Raw genomic sequence first — 20292 nt, forward strand, 5'->3', positions numbered from 1 at the left:
GAACTAGAACGGGATGTCGTCGTCCATGTCGGCGAGGTTTGCCGCTGGAGTCGACTGAGGCGCGGCACCGCCGCGCTGGTCCGCGTATTCGTTACGACGAGGCGCGGGGCGTGGAGCCGGCGCGCGTTGCTGCCGCGGCTCGCCGTCGTAGCCGTCGGCTCCGCCGCCACCCTCTTCGCGGCCGCCCAGCATCTGCATCTGGTCGGCGATGATTTCGGTGCTGTAGCGGTCAGCGCCGGTATCCTTGTCTTGCCATTTGCGCGTTTTCAGGCGCCCTTCGATGTAGACAGAGCGGCCCTTCTTCAGGTATTCGCCAGCGATTTCCGCCAAGCGGTTGTACATGACCACGCGGTGCCATTCCGTTTCTTCGCGCTTCTCGCCGCTGGCCTTGTCCTTCCAGGTCGAGGTGGTGGCAATGGACATATTGCAGATTGCCGCCCCTTCGGGGCTGTAGCGGACCTCCGGGTCGCGGCCCAAGTTGCCCACCAGGATGACTTTGTTGACGCTGGCCATTACGCGGCTTCCTTGAACAGTTGGGGATGGACCTGGTCGAAGTCTTGGATGACCTCGGCGAAGTAGTCACGGGCGGCTTTGACCTTGGCGATCATCTCGCGCTCTTTCTCGAAGTCGCGTTCGATGACCCAGGACGTGAGGCGCTGATGTTCGGGGATGTGTGAGACCAAGTGCATCTGGATCGGCTCGAAGCCGATCAGCCGCTCCGGCGTGTCGACCAGCGCGTAGTTCACCTCCCATTGATCGGCGTCCCACAGCATCATGTAGCCGCGCATCTGCCACTCGTAGCCGCTGTCGATCGCGTCGACCAGCCAGCCGGGGAACGTCTTCGCCGACCACGACGACTTGAGGTCGTGGCCGCGGCGGCGTTCGGCGTGGTAGAGGTCGCATTCGCCGGTCAGCCATTCGTTGGTTCGGCGCTCGGCATTCTTCACCAAGGACAGGCCGCGCACGCGGTTCAGAAGGGCGATCGACTGATCCTCGACCTCCAGGCCCTTCTGGGTTTCCTTGCTGGAGAATTCGAAGTCGATGCCCAGAATCTCCTGCTGGGCCAGTTCGCGGATGTAGGTCTTGGCGCCGACCGAAAGGACTTCACCCGCCTTGATGGCGGCGGCGGTCGGGTTGGCCATCAGCTTGCCGATGCTCGAGCAGCGGAACTTGATATCACGCATTGCTATCTCCTTTGGGTTGCTTGATCTCTGCGCCGCGCTTCTGCACCGCGGCGGCGAATTGCTTGTATCCATCCTGGTCGCGCGCGGCCTGGAATACCTTGACGCCGGCCTTCATGGTCGCGCGCAGTTCATCCTCGTTCGCCGCGGCCTGAGCCCGGGTGACCCATTCCGTGCGGACTTCTTGCATGTGCGCCTCACGGTCGTCTTCGGCCAGGTGCCGCACGAGCTCGGCGTCCAGATCTTCCAGGTCCTGGCTGAACATGTCGCTGGCCGCGGTTACGTTCAAGACCATGGCGATCTTGGCGCGCTTGCAGGCCATCTTCAGCACGGTGTTTGCGAGGTCGGCGGGCTCGGTCCGGATCTGCTGAACCGTGTAGTGGCCGCCTGACTTACGCCCGTACTTCGTGCGCTTCATATCGGCCGGCGTGCCCTCGAATTCGGCATCGCAGACCGCCTTGCGCCAGCGATACTTCTCTTCGTCGGTGGAGGCCTCACCCAAACCAGACCCGAGGGCTACGCCCGTGGCTTGGTGGCGGCCGATGCACTTCACGCGATAGCGAACGGCTCCGGCCGTGGAGAGGTCCACAATTTCGTACTCGTCCGCGATGCGGAAAGTCATGCACAGCACCTCGGCGCCGGGCTTCAGCAGCGTCGGCTTCTCACCCGCGCCGGGAATCGCTCCGTAGTGCACGTTCGGCTTCATCACCGAACGCATCACTTCCTGGACGGCGATCACATGGCGCGTGACGTCGGCGACCGAACTGCGGCCATCCTGCTGCGGGACGATGCCCGACTGCCGGGCAGGCGCTTCGATAACTTCGTTCATGGCGTCCTCAATAGGTGATTCGGATGTTAGGAATCAGGCCTTTGGCGATCAGCGTGACCGCCTGCTTGGCGCATTCCTCGGGCATGCCGCCGGCGACGAACGCATCCAGGGCGGCGCGGTTGATGCTTGCCTTGTGCGCCTTGTCTTCCTCGCGGCGCCGGGTCTCGGCCTCTTCTGCTGCCTTGGCGTCGGCCTGGCGCTTGATTTCGGCCTGCCGCGCGGCCTCGACGGCTTGCTTCTCGCGTTCGATGGCTGCGAGTCGTTCTTGTTCGGCGCGCTGCTCGGCGGCGATCTTGTCCGCCTTGGCCTGCGCCGCCGCCTTCTCCGCCTGCTCGGCTTGCAGCTTCAGTTCCAGCTCGCGGCGTTCGGCCGCGGCCTTGGCTTCCTGCTCACGACGGATCGCTGCCTCGCGTTCCGCCTGAGCTGCCGCGTCCGCTTCGCGCTGTGCCTTCTCGGCGGCTTCGCGGGCGATGCGCTCTTCGCGGTCTTTCTGCTCGCGCGCCGCGGTCTCAGCGCGAAGGCGCGCCAGTTCGGCCTGGTCCGCGTCGTGCTTCTCGCGCGCGGCGAGGCGATCGCGCAGGTTGGTCAACGCCTTGTCTTTCGTTCGGGCGGCCTCCGGCTCGAACTCTTCCCACTGGGGGCCGATGGCGACTGCCTCGACCGCTGTGAGGGCGGCGCGGATAGATTCCGCCGGTTCGCCACTGTCGACGACCAGGGCGACGATGCCCTCGATGGCGTCCTTGTGTCGCTGGACGCGGTCATCTTCGGCCTGCTCCCAGGCTGTGAGCGGCGCCCGTACCTCTTCCTTCAAGGCATCCAGCAGATCCCGCATCCGCTTGCGCTCCGCGTCGATCTTCTTGGGCACATCCTTCAGCTTGGCGACCAGTTCCTTGCCGATATCGTCCAGCGCGACTTTGGCCTTGCCGACCTTGTGGGCTCGGCTGGCTATCGCGTCGCGGCCCTTCTTGGTCTTCAGATCCGGCACGTGGCCGCTCACCTCGGCGCGGATCTTGTCGAGCCAAGGGTCCAGGCCGCCGGGCTTGGAGTAAACCTGCAGCGCAGTCTCCGCCGGCGGCAGCTCGGCCAGTTGGGTTGCTTCGGTCATGTCATTCCTTCGCGACGACCACGGTCTTGCCGCAGCCTTCGCAGGCGGTGAGGGTGGATTGGGCTTGCTCGTCGCGCTGCTGGCGCTCGCCGTAGCCGAAGACCAGGGCGGTCAGCACAGCGGCGACGATGAAAGCGGACAGGCGGGCGTCGCGGTCGCGCAGGAGACGACGGATCATTTGCGTGACCTCCAGGCGTCGACGATGGCCTGCACCAGCAGGGCAAAACCGAGGATTACGAAGGCGATCACAGGCAGGCCTCCGCTTCCTCGGGGTCCATGTCCGCCAGCAGGCGGTTGGCCTCGGCGTGGATATAGTTCTCCAGGTGCTGCGACAGGAACCTGTGGATGCTCATGTTCACCGTGCCGGCCAGCAGCACCAGCGCGGCCGCGGCTTGGTTGTCGCTGAACTCATCCAGCAGGCAATCAGCCCAGATCCGCGCCGACTGGCCGAAGGCGCCGGCCGTCTCGTTCTCCAGGCATGCACGGACCAGGGCCACGGCGCGTTCGCGCGTCACGGTCGGCGCGTCGGCATCTACTTCATCGGCCAGCAGGCCGAAGTCAGCAACCCGCGTCGGGTCGTCAAGGAAGGCTTGGCGGGCGTTCATGGCTCAGTTCCTCGCCGCCAGTTCAGCCTCGCGCGCCATGCCCTGGTAATGCTTCAGGATCTTGGCGTCCTCGGCGTACTTGTCGAACTCAGCGCGGAAGGCCAGTTGCAGGCGGCCGCGGTTGACCGGGTCAGCCACGCGCCACAGGTGCGCAAGTTGCTTGATGAACTTGCCGCCATAGGTCTCCATCGTGCTGATGGCCTGCTCGGCGGTGGGCGATTCGAAGATGATGGACATGGATGTCTCCTTGCCCCGGCACCCGGGGCGGGGTGGGGGTTAGGCGGAGACAAGAACCAGGCGGGGTTCTTGTTTGGGCAGCATGGACGCGGCAAACGTCTCAGCCGTCGCGCGGTCCATCTTTTCGGACTGGCGGGCGTTGCCGTGGGCATCCCACCAGACAACGATGTGCTTCCGTTCCATGCTGTTCTCCCTGTCTGCTCACGGGTTGTGAGGATTCATTCGTCAGCCGGCGCTCAAGGAACGGGCTGACGGATGAAGTCCGGGGCAGCGCACCGCCTGGCTACTCCCGCTCATCGCGGCTCCAGGTGGGGCGCTGCCCTATCAATCGTCCACAGGCAAAACAGCAGAGCTACTCGCCGCGCCTGGGTCGTTGATGTCCTCGCGATCTTGATTCCGGGGCGGAGGGTGAGCCCGGGGCCTAGCCGCGCATGAGCGCCATTGGCCTGTTCTATCTCTTGCTGGTTGTTAAAGAGCGGTACTACTGGTGCTGCTTCCCATGCCCACCCGACTTTGTGGCGGTAACGTCCTCTCGCTGGGAGACGAGGCCGAGGGTTTGTTGCTGCGCCGTGTTTGCAGCGCATGGATGAACTATAGCAACGCTACAGTTTTCATGCAATAGCGATGCTATAGATTTTTGTAACAAGCAAAAGAGACGCCGCACGAGGCGGGTGCGGAGGATGAGGCCTAGATTGATCAGCTATGAGCTACCATCAAGAACGTTTTGTTACTTGGAGAGCGATGTGGTCAAGGTCGGGAGAGGATGGGTCGTTGCCACGCTCGTAGCGGGGATGCCTTGGGCAGTTGCGTATGCGAATAGCGTCGATTGCCAGAAGCCTGCAACGAAAATCGAAAGACTGGTGTGCGGTAGCCAGCCACTTTTGAACTTAGACACCAAGTACGCGCAGGCCTACAGAGCAGCCCGAGACAGCGTCGAAGATCGAGACCAGTTCATGAAGTTGGCCGCATCTGATTTGAAGTGGCGTGCCGAAAATTGCAGTGATGCCATTTGCGTGGAAGAGTGGTATGAGAACGTGACCCCGCGGTACTTGGCATTTGCTGCCAATGCCAAGATGGTCAAGACACGTCTTTCGGCGGGAGAGCGCCCCGCGAAGCAGAGCGACCCTGCTCCCCATGTCCAGGCTGTAAATGTGGCTGCGGCTTATGAGGCGAACGGCTTGGCGGCTGAAGAACGATTTCGGGGCAAGCGCTCCAGCATCGCCGGGGTAGTGCTTGAAGTCCGACGTGATATTGGCGACGACCCGTACGTTGCCTTGTTGGGCGGATATCGCTACGGAGCCATCAAACTGGTTTTTTCTACGAGTCAAGAGCCCGAACTTGCGAAACTAAAGAAGTGGCAGAATTTCGCTGCAACATGTGTGGGGCTCGGGTTGCACTATGACGTGCCGGTATTCGATTGTCGTGAGCAGACTGCAACCACCAGCAAGGTGGAGGCCCGGCCGCGGGCTCAAATGGAAGGAATGTTGAACGAGGCCGATCGACTGAATGGAGAGTGCCGCGGGGGTCTGCCTGCGAATCCTCGAACATCCCAAGCATGCAAGGATCGTGACCTGCTGATGACTCAGATTGAGCGCGCGGGGTGGTGCTGGGGCCATGCCGGAGAGGCCGGCTACCAGCGGCAATGGGTTGAGTGTCTGCCGGGAGATTAGGCCGCTCAAATAAAAAAGCCACCCCGGGGGGTGGCCATTACAAGGGACATACTGCCTAACCAATTAAGGCAAGCACTTTCTCTGCTCCTTCTTCGGCGGAATGAACTGCGTGGAGCCGGATTTCAGCGTCATCTGCCTCACGCTCTATTTCTGCGCGGTTCGCCTTGAGTCGTTCACGTTGTTTCTCACCGAGATGCGGCTCATCGGAACGAGGGATTGCGGCTATGAGTGCCGTTTTTTTGATCCCCGAAATCTCCGATGCGCGGGAGAGCTCCCATAGTTTTGCACGAGCATCTCGCACACTGGCGGATTGCCGTACCGGGTGCAAGACTGAAAAGTGCATGATGGCTTCAGGCGAGAAATAGCCGAAGCGCACCAGTTGGCCGCCCTTGGTCAGCCGGCCGCCGCTCCCAAATCCCTTGGCTAGCTCTGGGTTTTTCCCAAGAACAAGTTGACGTACCTCGATACTGAACCGCTTGCTCACCTCGTCTGGTAGCGGCGTGTCGCTTTCGTCACTCTCGTCGTACACATCGATCTGAGCAAGGCTTGAGTAGAGCAGTGCTGCGGTTCTGAGCAAATCGTTTATTGACGAGGCCTCAGTGGCGCGCGCCGGACCGGGGGAAAGGGCGCCCATCGAATATTCAAGTTCATTGACGCCGTGGGCAGCATCAGCTGCAGCCGCGTACAAGTTTAGGGAATGGGTCAACAGCGATATGACGTCCTTCGCCGCCTTGCCGTATAGGCAATGAAGAACATCGTCGCGAATTAGGCGATGCGCTTGCCAGCTGCCATCGAAGCCGTGGACGACCCCAACCATGATTCGTTCGCCCGTGCCAGACACAGGCTCCCAAAATAGGGGCCTCCAAGGAACAAGCAGCTGGGAGCGGTGGACGATGTCTTCCGTCATGGTGCAGGGGATAGTAGATCAGCAGGTGCAGGAAAGCGAGAAATGATACGCGCTGCTAGAGTATTGATTCGTTTTGCAACGAATGCCGCTGGGTCGCCATGTCCGAGTGCCTCAACGGCGGCGTCCGAAGCTTCGAGAATCACGGTACGGTTTAGGGCTAGGGCCTGGGCTACAGCAGATTTTGCGATAGAGTCTTCTTTGCCTGCGAGCATGGCCATCACGGCCAACAAATTCCTATCCGGGTACCCTTCGCCTTCTTCCAGGCAGCGGGCATGATCGATCCAACTCACCCGCCGGCCATCCCACAAGATATTGCCCAAGTTTCGATCTGTGTTTCCAATGGCCTCATCGGCACAGAGGGCTAGAGGCGTATCGGCAAAACTGGCGACAAGTGCGCATGCGGCTTTTTCAGCTGCATCGCGGATAGGACCAGGCGGGATTTGGTCGGATATGCCAACTCGTTGCTTAAGGCTTGGATACCCAGTGTCGGCGCTCCCAAAGGCGAATCCAGAGGGCCACCGAACGATATATGGGTCCGGGACATCTAAACCCCACGCTTTCAATAGCAGGGCGCAAAAACTCTCAGCTGTTACCTCGCCAATCGAGCCTGTCTTTACGACGGCCGCGCGCTTCACACCATTTGGCAGCGTCAGGATGCACCGCATCGCCCCTGTCAGGCCGTCACCAACCGGCGTCTCGCTACCCCGAACCAGATCAGCGGCCTCCAACTTCATTTTTCAGTCTCACGAATCTTCTTTTTAGGTGTTTCGGAAAGGCCTGATGCATTCAGGACTTGCTCAGCCATCGATTTTGATGGCGTCGACCGGTTCAAAATTGCCTTCATCGCCCCAGCCAAGATGGAATCCAACAGCTGTATGTCGGCTGCTGGCAGCGCGCGCACATCTGCCTCCGGGGTAGATGGGAACGGCCACGGCGCTTCTGTCGGGCTTACGCGAAGAGCCGCATCAGACGTTAGAGCCGCCGCTTTTTGCGCCTCGGCTGCGAGCCGTGGGCTGATATCAGCAAGTGAACAGCCCAAACCCTGGGCATACGCCGTAGCCGCTTCTAGATTAAGAGGGCGCCTACCGGTGATGTGTTGGTAGATCATCGCCTGACCGCCCTTGATCTGATGGCTGCGAGCGAAAGCCGCGCGGTTCACGCCCTCAAAGCGCGCGCGCAAGGCGGAGGCTTCCTCTTCGATAGTCCAAATTTTCATATAGCGATGCTATTCAAATAAATCTATAGCATGGCTTGCGAATAAACTGTAGCAACGCTATAGTTCAAGCCATGGATCTGAACAACTACCTAAATCGGGACGGAGCAATCAGCGCTGCGGCGCTCGCTCGGTGCGTGGGAGTGTCCCCAGCGCTTGTCTATCAATGGCGTACGGACCGCCGGCCGGTCCCGGTCGAGCACTGCGCTTCGATCGAACTTGCGACCGCCGGGGCCGTTACGCGCCGCGATCTTCGGCCGGAGGATTGGCAGCGCATTTGGCCGGAGCTTGCCGAAGAGGCGAGGGCGGCATGACATCAATGCACCGTCGCGCTCTCGCGCCCCTCGGTCGTCCACGCCATGCGGTCGCGCTCGGCGCACAGCTCCTGAAACAAGTCCATGACTGCCTTCTCGCTCGGATCTTCAAAGATCCGACGGGCCAAGTCCTGGGCGCTGATCAACAACTTTTCCGTTTCGGTCACGAAACACACCTCGCTCTTTGTTCATAAGGAAGTACTCGATGAGCACGCAACCAGTATCAGCCGAGCAGGTTGAAAGCACACGCAAGAACGGTGCACGGATTCAAGGTGAAGTTTTGCGGCGACTTGCAGAAGTCACCCAAGACCGTGCAGCCGATTTCATGGGCACCTCCGCCAGCACTATTAGCCGGGCGAAAAATGACCTTGAACAGATGTGCCAATTGCTCGCCGCACTGGGTTTCCAGTTGTCGCCGTCTAACGCCATGGTTATCAGCCGGCAGGAACTATTCGCCATGAAGACGATGTTGGCGAAGTACCTGCAGGCCGAAGTCGAAAACCAAAATCGGAGCTTGTAATGACCGTCCCTGTCGCTTTCCAAGGCGAGGTCATGCTCGCCGGCTGGTCCCAGACCCACAACGGGGGGGCCAAGGTCACGTTCTGGCTTAGCGACGAGGATGACTTGGCGGCCTTCAAGGCCATGACGGTTGCCAAGGGCAAGACGGCGGGCCAGCGCCTCGCAGTCGTGGCGGTCGAGATTGGCGACGACGAACAGCCTAAGCCTCAGCCTGAACAGCCCAAGGGTGGAGAGCTGGCAAAGCTGGCTGGAATGTTCTGCCAGTCAGTGGAGTTCTGGGAATTCTGCCGCGCTGACGACGCCGACGAAGCCCGCGACTGGATCCTGCGCGTGTGCGGCGTTCAAAGCCGCCGAGACCTGGATCACAACCCTACTGCCGCGAAGCTCTTCCATGAGCGCATTCGCAAGCCCTACATGGAGTCGCGGAAATGATGCAAGGTATTTTGTTCTGCATCTTGCTTTGGATCGCCTTTTATGGCGGCTGGATGTTTGCGCATTCAACTGTGGCGGCTGAATGCGAGCGGCTGGGGTCGTTCTACGTTGGAAATAAGACCTACAAGTGCGTCGAGGTCGGAGACAAACAATGACCTGGAACTGCACCCTCAAGCGCACGACGCCTTTCCGTTCGCGTGGCGTGATCGCCCGCCGCAGCCACCCCATCAAGTCCAAGGGCATGAAGGGCGCTCCGGTGTCAGCCGCTCAAAAATCTTTCCATGATCAGCTCGCATGCCGAATTGGGTGCGTGGCGTGTCGCATGGACGGCAATTTCAACGACTACGTGTCGATCCACCACATCGACGGTCGCACGAAGCCAGACGCCCACTGGAAGGTCTTGCCGCTGTGCGGAAGTCATCATCAAGACGACGGCCTGGCTATCGCTGTCCATCCCCGCAAGGCCGTGTTCGAGACGCGCTACGGAAAGCAACTGGATTTGCTGGTGTGGTGCATTGAGCAACTGCAATTGCAGGGCCAGAGCGTGCCGGAAGGTGCCTTGCAGGCCGCAGGAATGCTGGAGGTAGCGTAATGGCCAATGAATGGTTCCGACTCTGGCACGACATGCCGAACGATCCCAAGTGGCGAACGATCGCACGAGCATCTGGACAACCCATCGCGCTTGTCTTGTCTGTCGCTTTGCACGTCATGACGGATGCGTCACGCAACGTCACGCGAGGTCACGTTGATGTCACGGCGGAAGACGTCGCCAGCGCATTGGACGTGACCGAGGCTGATGTTCAGGCAATCCTCGATGCGATGCAGGGCCGAGTTTTGGACGGAGAAAGGCTTACCGGATGGGAAAAGCGCCAGCCCAAGAAGGAAGACGTTGGCAACCCGGAAACCCGCGCCAAGTCTTCCGCTGAGAGGAAGAGGGACCAGAGAGAGCGGGAGCGTCAGGCCGCTGAAGAAGGTAAGTCACGCACAAGTCACGACGAGTCACGCGAAGTCACGACAGATAAAGATACAGATACAGATAAAGAAGAAAAACAAACACCCCCTAACCCCCGCAAGCGGGGGAACGGATTCGACGCATCGGCGATCGAGCTGCCTGATTGGCTTGACCCCGAAGACTGGCAGAGCTGGGTTGCCGACCGAAAGGTCCGCAAGAAGCCGATCACGGAGGAGGGCGCCAAGCGTCAGCTGCAGCAACTTGCCGACTACCGAGACGAAGGCTACCTGCCGCGCGCGGTGATCGCCAACAGCATCGCCGGCGGATACCAGGGGCTATTTCCGCCACGAGCCCAAACCCGAACGAAACCGAATGGAGTGACAGCGCATGGAAACTTCAACCAGCAGGACTACCACGCCGGGGTTGCAGCGGATGGGACGTTTTAGCACCGAGCAATTCTCCCAATGCTGCGACCAGCACGGGGAATACACGGCCATCACGTACTTTGGCCATACGTCCGGTTGCCCTGTCTGCATCAAGCAGCAGCAAGAGCGCGAGGCAAGCGAGGCGCATGCCAAGTGGCTGGTGGAGCTGCGCCAGCGCCGTGCAAACGAATTGCTGGGGCGCGCCGCAATTCCGCCTCGGTTTGCCGACAAGACCCTGGAGAACTTCGTCCCTCATGCCGAAGGGCCGAAAAAGGCGTTGGCCGTGGCTAAGGACTTTGCCGACAACTTCGCGGAATGCCAAAAGACTGGTCAGAGCCTAGTTTTCTGCGGCGGTGTGGGAGCTGGCAAGACTCACCTGGCTGTCGGGATCTGTCACGAAGTCATCAAGCGTGACTGCGTGGCGGTGTTTTCCTCTGTGCTCGGAGCCGTTCGGTCTATCAAGGAGACGTATCGGAAAGGCTCCGAGCTGACTGAAGCAGACGCCCTTCAAAACCTCGTCGATCCAGACCTTCTGGTCCTCGATGAGGTCGGCGTGCAGTTTGGCAGTGAAACGGAAAAGATGTACCTGTTCGAAGTCATCAACGGCCGCTACCAGGGGCTCAAGCCCACGATCGTAATCAGCAACCTCGCCAAGGAGCCGCTGACCGAGTATCTAGGCGAGCGCGTTATTGACCGTCTGCGAGAGGGCGGTGGCCGGATGGTCGTGTTCGACTGGCCCAGCTATCGGAGGCAAGCATGACCCTCCTTCCGGAAGCCTCCGCGGTCCCCAACGAGCGGCGCTGGGCCTTGAAGATTTTGCAGGAACACCAGCGGAAGGGCGGTAAGCGTTATGCCATCACTGTCTTGGTCATGGCCAAGCGCGCATTGGGCTTGGAACTGAATGCCGGGGAGGTCGCATGATCACTGTTGACCTCCCCTGGCCCCCCAAGGAACTCAGCCCGAACCACCGCGGGCATTGGGCGCCGGTATCTCAAGCGAAGAAGCGCTATAGGACGGCAGCTCGCCTTCTGGCGCGTTCTGCGCTCTCTAAGGCGGACGACTTCAGTCAGTTTCTCGGGGTGCGCCTTGCGTACGAATTTTTCCCACCTGATGCGCGTGCCTATGACCGCGACAACCTCGCGGCCCGAATGAAGGCTGCCACGGATGGCATTGCCGATGCGGTAGGCATGAATGACCGCGACTTTCACTTTGCCCCGGCCGAGATCCGCGAGAAGGTCAAGGGCGGCTTGGTCCGCGTCACTATCGAGCAGGTGAAACTATGACGATTATCGAAAAGCCCCGAGCCCGGGAAGAGGGCGGCATGTGGTTCGTCTGGTGCGCAGCTGTTGGCCCGAGCCCGCGGGCCACCTTCGAGGCGGCATATCTTGCCTGGGCCCGGCGCCGTGGGTGGCTCGCATGACGGCGGACCTGCAGAAGTGGGAATTCCGCGACCCCATGCTGGTCGTGATGAGCCGGCAGCAGGCCGCAGCGAACCGGTCATGCAATGGCTGTGCGCACTCCAAGACCATAGAGACGCCTTTCGGCGACACGATCACGCGCTGCCTGAAGGGCAAGCCCTATGGGAAGAAATGCAACCGCTACGAGGTGGCCGATGAATAGCCTGACTGGGGATGATCTGCTTTGGAATTGGAGCCGCTGGGTGTGGTCAGGCGCCACTGTGGGCAACATGACGCCGTATGTGTCCTGGGAAGACGACCACCGCCCCATCTTGATGGACCACGCTCTGGTAGTGGAGAGCATGCATGCGGCGTTGCCGTGGCATGAGCGCATGGTGATCATCGCCGAGTACCCGCAGAAGCGCCCCATGTTCGGCCACCTTGACGCCCGGGCCCGGGTCAAGGCTGCGCGGGAGTGGATCGCCAACACGACGGGCGTGGCGCTGACCGAAACCGAATACAAGCTGTACCTGGGGCTGTTCCGCGACCGGGTCGAAAGGAGGCTGGCGTGAAATACGCGAAGGAAGTGATCGACCTGCTGGGCGCGTACCCTGGGCGGAGGTTCAAGATGAAGCAGATCATCAACTACGCGGCGCCGCGGGCAGACTCACGGGAGCGCGCCGTCGTGCGGACGGGGGTGTGGCGCGTCTTGGTCGCTCTGGAAGAGTGCGGCCAGATCAGCAGCACCAGAGACGAGGCGAGCGCCCGCGTCCACGTTGAATATTGGTGGGCGAATATAACATCGGCTTCTGGAAAACCATTTCAAGAACCATCACAATACGTCCGGGCTCTTGCGCCCTGAAGAAATGAAGCCCTGAGCGAAAGCTGGGGCTTTTTCGTTGCCACAGTCCAAATCCTCTCCTATATTTGATTTGTAGCTCACCCGAGGAGATGACCATGGCACGGAAAATAATCCAAATCGCGACTGGGAACGGCCGGCCTCTGCTGGGCGGAAACAACCCCGGGATGGTGCCGGTCATCCCGGCTTCCGGGGTCATGCTGTACGCTTTGGCCGATGATGGCTCTGTCTGGCAATTGAACAGAGCGTCCGGGCGTGACGACCAGCGCTGGACGGCGGTTCCCGACATACCGCAGAATTGAACGCCCTCATGATGATTCAGCCGCCCACGGGCGGCTTTTTTGTTTCCAGAGAGCAGGGGCCAGAGAGAACCGTCAGCCGAGCCGCACGCGCCTTCGCAAGCTGCGGGACAATACGGGTGTGATCTTACGGTTTGAAAAATAGAGCCCCGGAAGGTACCGGGGCTTGCGCTTGGTCAGTTGCGAACTAGGGGCTTGTGCGTAGCGCCTACATCAATTCGCATTAATTGAATGAAAATTTCCAGACAGTGCCGTTTGCGGTGATCTCCGCCTCTTGGATGTTGCACTGCCCGACGGAAGCTAACTCAAGGCTTTGCCCAAACTTGATTGTTCGGGGCAGGTCGGTCAATCCGTAGATCACCTGGACCTTGCAATTCCCTCTATTGAGTTTTAGCGACTCAATGACCACCTCGTCCGTCGTGGCGTTTATGCGCACCTCGCCATACGGCACGTTGAAGTAGGGGTTCTTCTTTTGAAAAGCCTCCACCTTAAATGGGGGCTCAGAACCGCCACACCCAGAAAGCCCGAATATCAACAGCGCCAAGCCCCCGAGCTTTCCATACCCTCCGATCTTGCTCATCTTTCTTCCTGTGTTACCCGATTTATCAAGCAGACTGATACGACAAGGCCGTCGCCCGCCGTCAACCACTCGAGTCGGTTGTTGAGGTTTATAACGATTTTGGAATAATTTGTTTCAAAACTTCGGCTGGAGTATATCGCGCAAGGCATCGATTAAATGTGGCATTTAAATGCCGAAAAGGCCGCCTCCATGCCGCTTTGGTTTCTACGCATTTGATGATTGTTATTCAGTCGTCAAATGCGTGGGAACAGCCGCCGCAATCGACCAGCCCGCAGCGCGCCAACGGCCAATGCTGCACTCGCGGATAGCCCCGTACCGCTGGCTCCGACCGGCGCCGCCCGACAACTCCACCCGCGACGGGATGTCAGCTGGGGAGGGGCCCCACAACTCACAACACCCCCCATGAGTCGCCTCAGCAGGCCTGGCGCCCGCGCAGGGGCAAATGCGCGGGACACTTCTTACCGGTCTTGTCGCCGGCGGCCAGCATGACGAGAACCGCGGCGCCCAGCCCTGATGGGTAGCCGGATGGGCGCAACCAAAGGAACAGATATGGCGCTGACAGACAAACAGCGCCGCTTCGTGGATGAGTACCTCGTTGACCTCAACGCCACGCAAGCGGCGATAAGGGCCGGGTACAGCCAGAAAACTGCTGGGCAGATCGCCGAGCAGAACTTGAAGAAACTTGAAATCGCCGCGGCGGTTCAAGAGGCACAAGCGGCCCGCGCAAAGCGGACCGAGATCACCCAGGATATGGTCCTGCGCGAGTTGGCCAAGATCGGATTCAGCGACATCCGCAAGATCGTCCGCTGGGGAAAGACGGAGTTGCGAGTCACCGACGCAGGCGACGACGAGGGCGAGGTGACCGAGGCCTATCACGGCCTTGCACTGGTCAGCGCCGACGACATCGACGACGACACTGCCGCGGCCATCTCCGAAATCTCCGAGGGTCGAGAAGGGCTGAAGGTCAAGCTGCATGACAAGAAGGGCGCGCTGGTCGACATCGGCCGCCACCTTGGCATGTTCAAGGACCGCATCGAGCATTCCGGCCCGAATGGCGGCCCCATACCCATAGCAGACATGACGGATGAGCAACTCGCAGCTATCGCCGCAGGAGGCCGCGCGTGAGTTGCTGATTCGTCGGCGCGCGCGGGCCAGCATCCTGGACTACGCGAATGCCATTGAAGTCCCTGGGAAGCCTGTAGATACCGAAGACCCGGACGCCGAGTTCTTCCAGCCCATCGAGACAACGATGGCGGACCATCACCGGCTGCTGCTGGGGAAGCTGAAGGAAACCAGCGAGCGCCGGCATGGCCGCATGATGGTGTTTATGCCGCCCGGGTCTGCCAAGAGTACCTATGCCTCGGTGGTATTCCCCTCGGCGTTCCTAGGTGAGAAGTCCGGCCGGCGGTTGATTCTAGCCAGCTACGGTGATGACCTGGCGCGCAAGATGGGTCGCCGTACCCGATCAATCATCAAGCAGCCGCGGTACAGGGGCATCTGGACGGCAGGACTGACTAGTGAGTCGTCTGCTGCCCAAGAGTTCGCCCTGTCGAACGGCAGCGAATACATCGCCTGCGGGATTCTCGGCGGGGTCACAGGCAACCGCGCCCACGGGATCATCATCGACGACCCGATCAAGGGTCGCGAGCAAGCCAACTCCGAGACGATTCGCCAGAAGACCTGGGACGCCTACGAGGACGACCTGAAGACGCGCCTGATCCCGGGCGGCTGGATTGTGATCATCCAGACCCGCTGGCACGAGGACGACCTCGCGGGACGCATTCTGCCGGAGGGTTGGAAAGGTGAAAGCGGTCTGATTCGCTGCAAGGACGGCAACGACTGGGAGGTGCTATGCATCCAGGCTCGATGCGAGGTCGATAACGACCCTCTCGGGCGAGAGCATGGCCAGTACCTGTGGCCGGAGTGGTTCGACCGCGGGCACTGGGCGCAATTTGAATCCAACCCCCGCACCTGGTCGGCGCTATACCAGCAGCGACCGACTCCCCTGGATGGTGACCTGTTCAAGCCTGACCAGATCCAGACCATCGACGCGCTGCCGGCTGGGCGCATCGACTGGGTGCGGGGCTGGGATTTCGCGAGTACTGACGGCGCGGGCGACTTCACCGCTGGCCCGAAGCTGGGTCGGCTTCCGACAGGTCAATACGTGATCGGCGACATGGTGCGCGGCCAGTGGGGCCCGGACCGGCGCGACAAGGCGATCGAGAACACCGCGGCGCTGGACGGCCGGCAGGTCCGCATTAGCATCCCGCAGGACCCCGGCCAGGCTGGCAAGACGCAGGTGCTTTACCTGACGCGCGGCATGCCGGGTTATCGGATCGTGAGCAGCCCCGAGAGCGGCGACAAGATCGTGCGCGCCGAACCATTCGCCGCCCAGGTCAACGTCGGCAACGTGCTGATGATGCGCGGTGACTGGAACAAGGCACTGATCGACGAGCTGCGGTCTTTCCCGAACGGCAAACATGACGACCAGGTCGACGGGCTCTCACGAGCCTTTGCCGAGCTGATCACCAAGCGCCCGATGAAGATCAACCCTGAAGCCATGAGGCGTGCATGAAACTACTCGACTGGATCCTGCGCAGGAAAGCCCCAGCGGCTCCTGCGCCGGTCCCGGCCGCGCGCCGCGAGCCTGGGATGAAGATCAGCGCGGAGGCCCTGGGTCGTTCGAACATTCCGCCTGCTGAGCCGCCTGCCCCCAAAGGGGAGTTCAAGCGCCCAGCAGTCGCCCCGTTCGTGATCCCTGCGGACAAGAAGGCGGCGCTGGTGGCCATGGACGAGGCGATGAGTCCGGTCTATGCCTACGTGAGCGAGGCTTACGCCGGAATGGGGTTCATCGGCTATCCGTACCTGGCTGAGCTGTCGCAGCGCCCCGAGTACCGCAAGATGTCCGACGTCATCGCCAAAGAGATGACCCGGAAGTGGATCAAGCTGGAGGTCAAGGGCGACGACGACAAAGCCGACAAGCTCGAAGTGATCGAGAAGGCCATGCGCCGACACCGCCTGCGCGCCAAGTTCCGCTTGGCTGCCCTTCAGGATGGCTTGTTCGGCCGGTCGCAGATTTACATCGACGTGAAGACGCCCACCGGCATGCTCGCATGGGCAGACCCCGACGAACTGAAGTCCATCCTGGTCAAGAGCCCGGCGAAGATCGCCAAGGGTTCGCTGGTGGGGTTCAAGGTCATCGACCCGGTTTGGACGACGCCGTACCTTTACAACAGTGACAACCCGATGCGGCCGGACTTCTACAAGCCGACGTCGTGGTTCGTGCTGGGGCGCCAGGTGCACACCAGCCGTCTGCTGAACATCGTGTCGCGCGAGGTGCCTGACCTGCTGAAGCCGTCTTACAACTTCGGCGGCATGTCGCTGACGCAGTTGACCATCCCCTACGTCAACAACTGGCTGAAGACGCGCCAGGCGGTGGCAAACCTGATCGATGGGTTCTCGGTGCCACTGTTCCTCACGAACATGGCGTCCATCCTGGGCGATGGTTCCGGCGATGACGTGTTTAAGCGCGTCGACCTGTTCAACCGAATGCGGACCAACCGCGGCACCTGGGCCATCGACAAGGAAAGCGAGGACTTCCGCTTCGAGAACGTGCCGCTTTCGGGCCTGGACGCTCTGCAAAACCAGTCGCTGGAGCAGCTGTGCGTTGTCCCCGGCATTCCGCTGGTGAAGTACACGGGCATCACGCCCAGCGGCCTGAATTCGACGGCAGACGGAGAGATCCGCGTCTTCTATGACGAAATGCTCTCGGTTCAGGAGGCGGTGTTCCGCGATCCGCTGCAGCAGTGCCTGGAGGTGATCCAGCTGAGCGAATTCGGGGAGATTGACCCGGACATTTCCTTCAGCTTCGTGCCGCTGTGGCAGATGAGCGAGAAGGAACAGGCCGAGGTGCGCAAGTACGACGCCGACACCGATGCGGTGCTGGTCGAACTGGGCGCAGTCAGCCCTGTCGAGGTGCGCAAGCGCATCGCGGCCGAAGAGACGAATGGATACCACTCGCTTGATGTGAGCGATCTGGACGAAGACGGCGCGCCGGATGCCGTGCCTGCCCCCCCGCCAACCTTGGAAGACGAACCGCAGGGACAAGCCTATGCCTGACCTCGTATCTCCCACTGGCCGCGAGGTGCCGCTGCGCCCCGTGTATGCCAACCAGGGGATCGAGGTGGCCTACCGCAAGCGCCTGGACCGGCTGATCGACGAGATGCAGCGGTCGGTCGTGTACTGGCTGACGGCTGCCTACCGGCGCAACGTGCCGGAGATCGCCCAGGACGAAAGCCCCGCGATGGCGCTGACCAAGATGATGCGCCGGCTTGCCAAGCAGTGGCAGCGGCGCTTTGACGAGGCCGCCCAACCGGTAGCCACCGAGTTTGCAGAAACCTCGATGAGCGCGGCTGACGTGTCCTTGCGCAATGCCCTCCGGCAGAAGGGCTTCAGCGTGCAGTTCCAGATGACGCGGGCGGCCAATGACGTCTTCCAGGCCACCGTGCAGGAGAACGTCGGGCTGATTAAGTCGATCGCCGCCGAGCACCTGCAGGACGTCCAGGGGCTGGTCATGCGGTCAGTGACCCAGGGGCGCGACTTGGAAGGCTTGGTCGAGGACCTGCAGAAGCGGTACGGCGTCACCAAGCGGCGCGCGGCGTTCATCGCGCGCGACCAGAACAACAAGGCTACGGCCACCATCACGCGCGTGCGCCAGCAGGGCCTGGGCATCAAGCAGGCCAAGTGGCGGCACTCGCGCGGCGGCAAGCACCCGCGCAAGTCGCACCAGGAGGCCGACGGCCAGGTCTACGACGCCGACAAGGGCATGCTCATAGACGGCGAGTACATCCGCCCCGGCGAGTTGCCAAATTGCCGCTGCGTGGCCATCAGCATCATCCCGGGATTCGACCCATGACACAGCAGAACCAGCACGGCCTGGCCTTCGACCGCGCCACCGTGCGCACGATCGACGCCTATGGTCGGATGCACGTTGCGATCAGCAACATCAGCAAGGCCACGGTCAACCCGTACCGCGGCAATGAAATCCCGGACTGGGAAGCGCTGGGGCTCGACGCCAACCGCATCTACTTCCTGCTGCGTGACCCGCAGGAGTTGGAGAAGGCGGCGTCGACCTTCAACGGCATCCAGTTGCTGCACATCCACATCCCGGTGGATGCCAACCAGCCGCGCAAAGAGCGCGTGGTGGGCACCACCGGCACGGACGCCACATTTCAGGCGCCGTACCTGAAGAATTCCCTCGTCGTATGGGACGCCATCGCAATCGCTGGCATCAACTCGGAGGAGCAGAAGGAGCTTTCGAGCGCCTACGGCTACCGCGCCGATATGACCCCTGGCGTCTATGAAGGCGTCGCATACGACGGGGTGATGCGAGACATTCGCGGCAATCACGTCGCGCTTGTCGAAGTGGGCCGTGCAGGCCCGGACGTCGTCGTAGGCGACAGCTATACCCTCAACCCTTCGGAGATCCCGAAAATGAAACAGAGCAAAACCGCCATCGCTGTCGCCGGGGCGCTTGGGGCGTACATCCGTCCCAAGCTGGCCCAGGACTCGGCGCTGGGCGACTTGACCGCCTTCCTGAAGGGCGTCAGCCGCAAGAACTTGAAGTCCGAGCAGCCGCGCATCGTGCGCGCCATGCAGAACCACTTCAAGGGCAAGCTGGCGCAGGACGCCGACCTGGAAGACCTGAAGGAGGTCATCGAGGTGTTCACCGATCCGGGCATGTCGCCGATCGGTGAAGACGAGGAAGAAGATCTCACGGAACCCAAGGCCGTGGCCCAGGACGACGAACTGATGGGCAAGATCCGCGAAATGCTGGGCGAAAAGCTCGGCCCGGAAGAAGCCGCGCGTGTGATGGCCGCCCTGGGCGAGCCGGCCGCCGGTGCTGCCGACGAGCCGCCGCCCACGCCCGGCACGGCGCCAGCGCCGGTGACTAAGCAGGCCATGGACGCCGCTCTGGCCAAGGCCACGAAGGCCGGCGAGGAAGGCGCCATCTCGCGCATGACCGCGATCCGCACCGCCGAGCAGGAATGCCGGCCCATCCTCGGCGAAATCGTCGCCCAGGACTCGGCCGAGGCGGTCTACAAGATGGCCCTGGACGCCAAAGGCATCGATCTGACCGATACCCCGCCCGCGGCGTATCGTGCCATGGTCAAGATGGCCCTGGCGCAAGACCAGGCTCCGCAAACCCCGCGTGTGGCGATGGACTCGGCCGCTCAGAAGAGCTTCCGCGACCGCTTCCCGAACATCCCGAAGGTGATCTAAATGGGCTTCCAGAAACAGGTCTATATCGAACCCGCCGCAGCAGTTGCTGGCGACTTCGCCAGCTCGAACCCGCGATCGGTCGTCCTGGCTGGCCCCGGCGGCCTGGTAGCCGATACGGCCGGCGTCACGGTTGGCCGCTTTGCCTGGGCCGATGCTGATGGTCAAGTCACCAACGCTGGCTCGGGCGTGCCCACTGGCTTCGTGCACCGTGAGCAACAAGGAATCATCACCCTTTGGCTCGCCGAGGCCAGCATGCTGATCCCCGCCGGTCTGGGCGTCACGCTGCACAACCTGGGCGACTTCTGGGCAGCAACCAAGACTGTTGCCACCATCGGCCAGAAGGTGTTCGCCTCCAACACGGACGGCACCATCTCCACGGGCGCCGCTGGCGCCACCATCGCCGGCAGCACTGAAACCGACTGGTTCGTCGCCAGCGCGGGTGCGATCGGCGCGCTGATCAAGATCACCTCCACCAACCTGGGGTAA

The 20292-nt window shown here is 61.5% G+C and carries 30 protein-coding genes; 17 read left to right on the forward strand and 13 right to left on the reverse strand.

Features of this window, described 5'->3' with window-relative positions:
* Positions 1–3: 3 nt before the first annotated feature.
* The 8 genes from ssb to IB259_RS00155 form a co-directional block, all read right to left on the reverse strand.
* Positions 4–513, reverse strand: coding sequence for a single-stranded DNA-binding protein (ssb, locus tag IB259_RS00120; protein WP_192326883.1), 510 nt, complete (start codon positions 511–513; stop codon positions 4–6).
* The gene (locus tag IB259_RS00125) at positions 513–1184 is read right to left on the reverse strand and encodes a hypothetical protein (RefSeq protein WP_192326886.1); all 672 of its coding nucleotides are present in this window, start codon (positions 1182–1184) and stop codon (positions 513–515) included. The genes ssb and IB259_RS00125 overlap by 1 nt, the downstream gene beginning before the upstream one ends.
* Positions 1177–2010, reverse strand: coding sequence for a hypothetical protein (locus IB259_RS00130; RefSeq protein ID WP_192326889.1), 834 nt, complete (start codon positions 2008–2010; stop codon positions 1177–1179). The genes IB259_RS00125 and IB259_RS00130 overlap by 8 nt, the downstream gene beginning before the upstream one ends.
* Before the next feature lie 7 nt (positions 2011–2017).
* Complete coding sequence (locus tag IB259_RS00135) at positions 2018–3115, reverse strand: hypothetical protein (protein WP_192326892.1); 1098 nt, start codon at positions 3113–3115, stop codon at positions 2018–2020.
* Between the two features lies 1 nt (position 3116).
* Positions 3117–3293: a hypothetical protein gene (locus IB259_RS00140; RefSeq protein WP_192326895.1), complete on the reverse strand. Its 177-nt coding sequence runs from the start codon at positions 3291–3293 to the stop codon at positions 3117–3119.
* 67 nt (positions 3294–3360) lie between these two features.
* On the reverse strand, positions 3361–3720 hold the full coding sequence (locus tag IB259_RS00145) for a hypothetical protein (protein WP_192326898.1): 360 nt from the start codon (positions 3718–3720) through the stop codon (positions 3361–3363).
* Positions 3721–3723: 3 nt separating this feature from the next.
* Complete coding sequence (locus IB259_RS00150) at positions 3724–3957, reverse strand: hypothetical protein (RefSeq protein WP_192326901.1); 234 nt, start codon at positions 3955–3957, stop codon at positions 3724–3726.
* A gap of 39 nt (positions 3958–3996) precedes the next feature.
* Positions 3997–4140 (reverse strand): hypothetical protein, encoded by a 144-nt coding sequence (locus IB259_RS00155; RefSeq protein WP_192326904.1) that lies wholly within the window; start codon positions 4138–4140, stop codon positions 3997–3999.
* 770 nt (positions 4141–4910) lie between these two features.
* Here IB259_RS00155 and IB259_RS00160 point away from each other — a divergent pair.
* Positions 4911–5627 carry a hypothetical protein gene (locus IB259_RS00160; RefSeq protein WP_192326907.1) on the forward strand — a complete coding sequence of 239 codons (717 nt, stop codon included), beginning with the start codon at positions 4911–4913 and terminating at the stop codon, positions 5625–5627.
* Positions 5628–5682: 55 nt separating this feature from the next.
* On the opposite strand, the gene IB259_RS00165 is transcribed toward IB259_RS00160, so the two are convergent.
* The 3 genes from IB259_RS00165 to IB259_RS00175 form a co-directional block, all read right to left on the reverse strand.
* Positions 5683–6444: a hypothetical protein gene (locus IB259_RS00165; protein ID WP_192326911.1), complete on the reverse strand. Its 762-nt coding sequence runs from the start codon at positions 6442–6444 to the stop codon at positions 5683–5685.
* 86 nt (positions 6445–6530) lie between these two features.
* Entirely contained in the window at positions 6531–7268 is a 738-nt protein-coding gene (locus IB259_RS00170; protein ID WP_192326914.1) for a hypothetical protein, read from the reverse strand.
* Positions 7265–7750, reverse strand: coding sequence for a hypothetical protein (locus tag IB259_RS00175; RefSeq protein ID WP_192326918.1), 486 nt, complete (start codon positions 7748–7750; stop codon positions 7265–7267). The genes IB259_RS00170 and IB259_RS00175 overlap by 4 nt, the downstream gene beginning before the upstream one ends.
* Before the next feature lie 71 nt (positions 7751–7821).
* On the opposite strand from IB259_RS00175, the gene IB259_RS00180 reads away from it, so the two are divergent.
* Positions 7822–8061: a YdaS family helix-turn-helix protein gene (locus tag IB259_RS00180; RefSeq protein WP_192326921.1), complete on the forward strand. Its 240-nt coding sequence runs from the start codon at positions 7822–7824 to the stop codon at positions 8059–8061.
* A 2-nt stretch (positions 8062–8063) separates the two neighbouring features.
* Here IB259_RS00180 and IB259_RS00185 read toward each other — a convergent pair whose 3' ends face one another.
* Positions 8064–8228: a hypothetical protein gene (locus IB259_RS00185; RefSeq protein ID WP_192326923.1), complete on the reverse strand. Its 165-nt coding sequence runs from the start codon at positions 8226–8228 to the stop codon at positions 8064–8066.
* A 38-nt stretch (positions 8229–8266) separates the two neighbouring features.
* On the opposite strand from IB259_RS00185, the gene IB259_RS00190 reads away from it, so the two are divergent.
* From IB259_RS00190 to IB259_RS00230, 9 genes are all read left to right on the forward strand, one after another.
* A complete protein-coding gene (locus IB259_RS00190; protein ID WP_119450801.1) occupies positions 8267–8581 on the forward strand; it encodes a CII family transcriptional regulator in 315 nt (104 codons plus the stop codon).
* Positions 8581–9012, forward strand: a complete 432-nt coding sequence (locus IB259_RS00195; protein WP_119450802.1) for a hypothetical protein — start codon at positions 8581–8583, stop codon at positions 9010–9012. The genes IB259_RS00190 and IB259_RS00195 overlap by 1 nt, the downstream gene beginning before the upstream one ends.
* 151 nt (positions 9013–9163) lie before the next feature.
* Complete coding sequence (locus IB259_RS00200) at positions 9164–9604, forward strand: Ref family recombination enhancement nuclease (protein WP_225596749.1); 441 nt, start codon at positions 9164–9166, stop codon at positions 9602–9604.
* Positions 9604–10410, forward strand: coding sequence for a hypothetical protein (locus tag IB259_RS30930; RefSeq protein WP_225596750.1), 807 nt, complete (start codon positions 9604–9606; stop codon positions 10408–10410). Before IB259_RS00200 ends, IB259_RS30930 begins: the two co-directional genes overlap by 1 nt.
* Positions 10352–11149: an ATP-binding protein gene (locus IB259_RS00210; protein WP_225596751.1), complete on the forward strand. Its 798-nt coding sequence runs from the start codon at positions 10352–10354 to the stop codon at positions 11147–11149. The genes IB259_RS30930 and IB259_RS00210 overlap by 59 nt, the downstream gene beginning before the upstream one ends.
* The gene (locus IB259_RS00215; protein ID WP_192326925.1) at positions 11146–11310 is read left to right on the forward strand and encodes a hypothetical protein; all 165 of its coding nucleotides are present in this window, start codon (positions 11146–11148) and stop codon (positions 11308–11310) included. The genes IB259_RS00210 and IB259_RS00215 overlap by 4 nt, the downstream gene beginning before the upstream one ends.
* Entirely contained in the window at positions 11307–11672 is a 366-nt protein-coding gene (locus tag IB259_RS00220) for an endonuclease (protein WP_192326927.1), read from the forward strand. The genes IB259_RS00215 and IB259_RS00220 overlap by 4 nt, the downstream gene beginning before the upstream one ends.
* Positions 11673–11805: 133 nt before the next feature.
* Positions 11806–12009, forward strand: a complete 204-nt coding sequence (locus IB259_RS00225; RefSeq protein ID WP_192326929.1) for a hypothetical protein — start codon at positions 11806–11808, stop codon at positions 12007–12009.
* Positions 12002–12358: a hypothetical protein gene (locus IB259_RS00230; RefSeq protein ID WP_192326931.1), complete on the forward strand. Its 357-nt coding sequence runs from the start codon at positions 12002–12004 to the stop codon at positions 12356–12358. The genes IB259_RS00225 and IB259_RS00230 overlap by 8 nt, the downstream gene beginning before the upstream one ends.
* Positions 12359–13167: 809 nt before the next feature.
* Here the strand turns inward: IB259_RS00230 and IB259_RS00235 are convergent.
* Entirely contained in the window at positions 13168–13524 is a 357-nt protein-coding gene (locus IB259_RS00235; RefSeq protein WP_192326933.1) for a hypothetical protein, read from the reverse strand.
* 549 nt (positions 13525–14073) lie between these two features.
* Here IB259_RS00235 and IB259_RS00240 point away from each other — a divergent pair.
* From IB259_RS00240 to IB259_RS00265, 6 genes are read left to right on the forward strand one after another with little or no spacing between them, the layout of a single operon-like run.
* Positions 14074–14649 (forward strand): terminase small subunit, encoded by a 576-nt coding sequence (locus IB259_RS00240; protein ID WP_192326936.1) that lies wholly within the window; start codon positions 14074–14076, stop codon positions 14647–14649.
* On the forward strand, positions 14609–16099 hold the full coding sequence (gene terL / locus IB259_RS00245; protein WP_192326940.1) for a phage terminase large subunit: 1491 nt from the start codon (positions 14609–14611) through the stop codon (positions 16097–16099). Before IB259_RS00240 ends, terL begins: the two co-directional genes overlap by 41 nt.
* Positions 16096–17643, forward strand: coding sequence for a DUF1073 domain-containing protein (locus IB259_RS00250; protein ID WP_192326943.1), 1548 nt, complete (start codon positions 16096–16098; stop codon positions 17641–17643). Before terL ends, IB259_RS00250 begins: the two co-directional genes overlap by 4 nt.
* On the forward strand, positions 17636–18439 hold the full coding sequence (locus IB259_RS00255; RefSeq protein ID WP_225596752.1) for a phage minor head protein: 804 nt from the start codon (positions 17636–17638) through the stop codon (positions 18437–18439). Before IB259_RS00250 ends, IB259_RS00255 begins: the two co-directional genes overlap by 8 nt.
* On the forward strand, positions 18436–19806 hold the full coding sequence (locus IB259_RS00260; protein WP_192326946.1) for a DUF2213 domain-containing protein: 1371 nt from the start codon (positions 18436–18438) through the stop codon (positions 19804–19806). The genes IB259_RS00255 and IB259_RS00260 overlap by 4 nt, the downstream gene beginning before the upstream one ends.
* Complete coding sequence (locus IB259_RS00265) at positions 19807–20292, forward strand: hypothetical protein (RefSeq protein WP_119450810.1); 486 nt, start codon at positions 19807–19809, stop codon at positions 20290–20292.

Source organism: Achromobacter sp. ACM04, from assembly GCF_014851465.1.
GTDB classification, from domain to species: Bacteria; Pseudomonadota; Gammaproteobacteria; order Burkholderiales; family Burkholderiaceae_B; genus Achromobacter; species Achromobacter aegrifaciens.